The sequence below is a fragment of the Collinsella sp. AF39-11AT genome, from assembly GCF_003474585.1.
Lineage (GTDB): Bacteria > Actinomycetota > Coriobacteriia > Coriobacteriales > Coriobacteriaceae > Collinsella.
The window spans coordinates 2,563-6,547 of record NZ_QROG01000040.1; the positions used below are offsets into that span (position 1 = coordinate 2,563).

At 56.3% G+C, this 3,985-nt stretch carries 4 protein-coding genes and 1 pseudogene; all 5 read right to left on the minus strand.

The annotated features are described in order from the left end of the window. A pseudogene (locus DW037_RS10185) lies at positions 1–467 on the minus strand (SIS domain-containing protein); the annotation flags it as partial. A gap of 60 nt (positions 468–527) precedes the next feature. Continuing rightward, on the minus strand, positions 528–1,643 hold the full coding sequence (locus DW037_RS10190; RefSeq protein WP_117716999.1) for an SIS domain-containing protein: 1,116 nt from the start codon (positions 1,641–1,643) through the stop codon (positions 528–530). 192 nt (positions 1,644–1,835) lie between these two features. Beyond that, entirely contained in the window at positions 1,836–2,549 is a 714-nt protein-coding gene (locus DW037_RS10195) for a GntR family transcriptional regulator (protein ID WP_117584261.1), read from the minus strand. Continuing rightward, positions 2,534–3,301 carry a GntR family transcriptional regulator gene (locus DW037_RS10200; RefSeq protein WP_118260373.1) on the minus strand — a complete coding sequence of 256 codons (768 nt, stop codon included), beginning with the start codon at positions 3,299–3,301 and terminating at the stop codon, positions 2,534–2,536. The genes DW037_RS10195 and DW037_RS10200 overlap by 16 nt, the downstream gene beginning before the upstream one ends. 38 nt (positions 3,302–3,339) lie before the next feature. Continuing rightward, positions 3,340–3,828: a hypothetical protein gene (locus tag DW037_RS10205; RefSeq protein ID WP_118373254.1), complete on the minus strand. Its 489-nt coding sequence runs from the start codon at positions 3,826–3,828 to the stop codon at positions 3,340–3,342. Between the last annotated feature and the right edge of the window lie 157 nt (positions 3,829–3,985).

A 3,985-nucleotide genomic window follows, 5' to 3' on the forward strand; every position in this document is an offset into this window, starting at 1 on the left:
TTCTCACAGCCGCCCGAACCATGGTCAGAAGCCATGGCGACGCAGTTCTCGGCGCCGACAGCCTGGCCGATGGGGCCCTCGGGCTTGGTCATGGCGTAGACGCGCACGCCCATGTCCTTCATCTTCTTGACGGCCTCGAGGACCTCGGGGGTGGTGCCGGACTCGGAGGCGGTGAGCACGACGGACTTCTCGGTCATGCGCTTGTGGCCCATGACGTTCCACTCGGCGGCGTGGATCAGGTAGACCTCGAGGTCGCGGTCGCCGAACTTGTTCATGAGGTACTCGAGCTGCATGAGCTCGTCCCAGGTGCCGCCGACGCCCATCAGGAACACGGCGTCGTAGCCCTCGTCGGCGACCTTGTCGGCGAGCGCGGTCATCTTCTTGCCGGTCTCGTAGAGCGCCTTGCCGTCCTCGAGATAGCCCTCCTGGTCGAAATGCATGATCTCGATCTTCTCGGTTTCCTTCATTTGTCTCTCCTTTCTGGGGTTGTTTCCACATCCCCCATGCCAACGGGCATCAAAACCCGCTTACATTCCGTAACACTCGGCCGCTTTGGCCTTAAGCGCATTGACTGACTCTTCGTAGCCCTCTGCCTTGACCTCCATTTGCTTGGAGACGGCATCAAGATACGGGTGCACGTCCCATGACTTCAGACGCTCGGCTATCATGGCCGCAATCGTCTGGAAGAACACAAGATTGGGAATTGCGCTGAGCAGCGGAGCCACCTGAGGCACCGCAACCTCGTGAGCCCTACCCTTGGGATGGGCCGTGAGCAGCACCGTTTTTGTCGTAACGTTCGATAGCGCATCAGCGATATTCGCAAGACGCTCCGACCCCTGCGGATCGTCGACGATAAACACCAGATAGCCCGGAACGATCTGCATCTCGGGACCGTGGACGAACTCCTCGCCTTCGTGATGCATGGCAGGAATCTTGATGGTCTCGCTCAGCTTGAGGGCCGCCTCTTCGGCAACGCCATAGTTGGGGCCGTTGCCGACGACCATGGCGGGCGTGTGCTCAGAAAGCTCGAGCATGTGGTCTTGGACATATGCCTCGGCGGTCTTGCACATCACGGCATTGGCCTGGATGGCCTCGCGCAGGTCGTCAAGACGCTGGGCAACGCCCTTGGCGTCAATCGTTCCGCGCGCCTGACCGCCGTAAATACCAAAGAGCACCAGGTACTCAACGAGCACCTCGACGCCCAGAGTCACAAAGTCCACCGACTCGACGCCCACACCGTAGTCAAGAACGATGTCAGCGTGTTCCTTGATGGGTGCCTCGACGTTTGCCGTGAGCGCAACTGCAGCCATATCGTGTGCGCGCATGTAATCGAGCGCTGCAATCGTATTGGTCGAATAGCCACTCTGCGAAACGGCAATGTTGAGCGCATGCTGCGGATAGGTGTGTTCAAAATCAACGAAGGCCTCGGGCGTCACAACGGACACCTGCATTTGCAGGGCATCTTGCAGGTAATCGCGGGCGCAATCGGCGGCATGGCGCGACGAACCCGAAGCAACGATGCGCAGCGCGTCAAAAGAACCGGACTGGAAAATATCAACGAGCTGCGCTACCAGCTCAGACGAACGCTCGAGGTTCTCCCCCATACGCACATGGGCAAGCTGAACGTAATCGAGCATCTTCATCGTCTCACCTCGTAACAAATCATTAGTATTTGATACCAATCACAGTTACAGGTTACGGCTTTTTGATACCTCTTTGTCGATTAATTTATCCCCATCGGCGAACGGTCGATTTTGAGCCCTGTAAGGTTGTATATACAGCTGACCCAACGATCAAACTGGTTAGTTTCCCAGCCGTTATTCACAAAATACCAGCTAGTACGTATAGGTGTAGCCGCCCGTATCGCCACGATTGAAGGACTTTACATACTCGATAGCCTGACCGCTCGCGTCATAGCTCACGCATTCCAAAAGCAAAACAAGATCGCCCTGTTCCAGTCCAAGGAGGCCGGCATCTCGTGCGCCCAGCGCTTCGATATCGAGCTTTTCCTGTGCCATGACTGGCTTTCGGCCCAGCATCTCATAGGTCTCGTACAAACTGAAGACCGACACGTCAATATCTTCGATGGTTGGGAACAGCAGGCAGGGAATCAGCGCCGTCTCAATCGATACGGGGCTACCGTTTATGCAGTTCAGGCGTCGAACGGAATAGAGCAGGTCGTCCTCGGCGATGCCAAACAGGTCGGCGTAATATGGCCCCGCATAACGCTTGGAACGCGCGAGAATACGGACGGACGGCTCGCCGCCCGAAGCACGGACCGATTCACGGAAACCGACCGTGCGTTCAAAAAAAGCAGGTACTTTCTGCGCCACAAAGGCACCTTTTCCCCGAACACGGCGAATCTGCCCGCGCCGAACCAGCTCATCGACAGCGCTTCGGATGGTCAAGCGTGTCGTACCAAATTCCTCGGCAAGGTCTTTTTCGGACGGAATCATGGAACCCGTGGGATATATACTGCGCTCGATACGTTCCTCGATGCGGCGTCGAATGCGCATATAAACCGGGGTGGCATCTACTGTTTCAGCCATTGTTCACCTGCCACGCTCCTCATGCCGTTCTCTTCGCCGTTATCGGCAAAGCGGAACTTTGTGGGCAAAATCACCGATTTGCAATGCTCCACAAAACGCATGTCCTTATCAAATTCGATCGAGCTCTCATAGAACACCGGCGTTCCCTCTTCTTGCTGGAGCAGCTCGGCCTCTTCGGCGTTCAAACGCGAGATGGAGATATGCTCACGTCCATGCTCAACACGCACGCCACCTTCTTTGAGCAAGACATCGTAAAGGCTCTCACACTCAAAATCGTGTTCGGGAAGCGATGGGCACAGGGACAGGTTAACGTGAGCGGTCTCGATTGACGCCGGCTCGCCCTCAATAAGTCGAACGCGCTGCATGCGGAGCAAGGGAGCGCCTACAGCCACCCCAAGCTTGTCGGCAAGCGCCTCATCCGCCTCGATGGTCCCGGTGGAAACCAGACGAGAAGAGGGGTGCAGGCCGGCAGTCCGTACAGCATCGGAAAAGTTATACGTTTCCTGGAAGATGTTCAACGGCTTGGGAGGACACACATACGTACCCGATCCGCGACGGCTCTCGAGCGTTCCACACGAGATGAGCCGCGTGATACCGGCACGCAACGCCGTACGCGAAACGCCAATCTCTTCGCACAGCACGCGCTCGGCCGGCAGGCGATCGCCGCCGGCAAGCTGATGGTGCTGGATATACCAAAGAATTCCCTCAACAGCACGATCTTTGGGGGGAATTGCATAAGATTCGCCTGCCATTGCACAGACTCCTCATTCAGACACGTATGCCGCCAAAATTAGGTCAGCCCTCCCATGGCATCAAATTCGGCCTTGATCTTCTCGGCGACATTCCGATACGACTTATATAGACTTGAATCGCGTTTGACCTCGTCGGTCATAACGGGAATCTCTAATTTGGAAACCTCGTCTTTTCCCGTCTGAACCGCCACAACAACGCCCATACCAAGACACATATTACGCTTGGCAGCGTTTATTTTCGCCGCCTTGGCAGGATTTGCCAGGATACGCTGGGCAAATTCCTGTTTAGAGACCGCTTCTTCGGCCTCCGGATCGCCCGCCTCGGCCACTTCGCACTGCAACACGTCCGCATAGTCAAAAATCTTCGGCTCTGCACCACGCTGATGCACGGCCCACTTGCGATGCGTGGCATCCTGGTAGATAGCCGGCAAAAACGTAAACCGCGGCGGGTCCAAAATCGTATCCGTGATGGTAAACACATCGGGATCAAAGGCATCCTGCGGGTTTTTCTTCTTGAACAGCCCCATATCAGCCTCCCGTACTAGCATTAAACAACTCAAGCTGAATATAGCACCAATTTCAAGCCGCCGCCTTACCCTATCGGTGCGCGGCGTCTATAGCTCGCCCAGCGGAAGAGTTCACGGACGAGGGCCGGGGTGCCTGCCTTGTTTTGAGAAGTGGGCT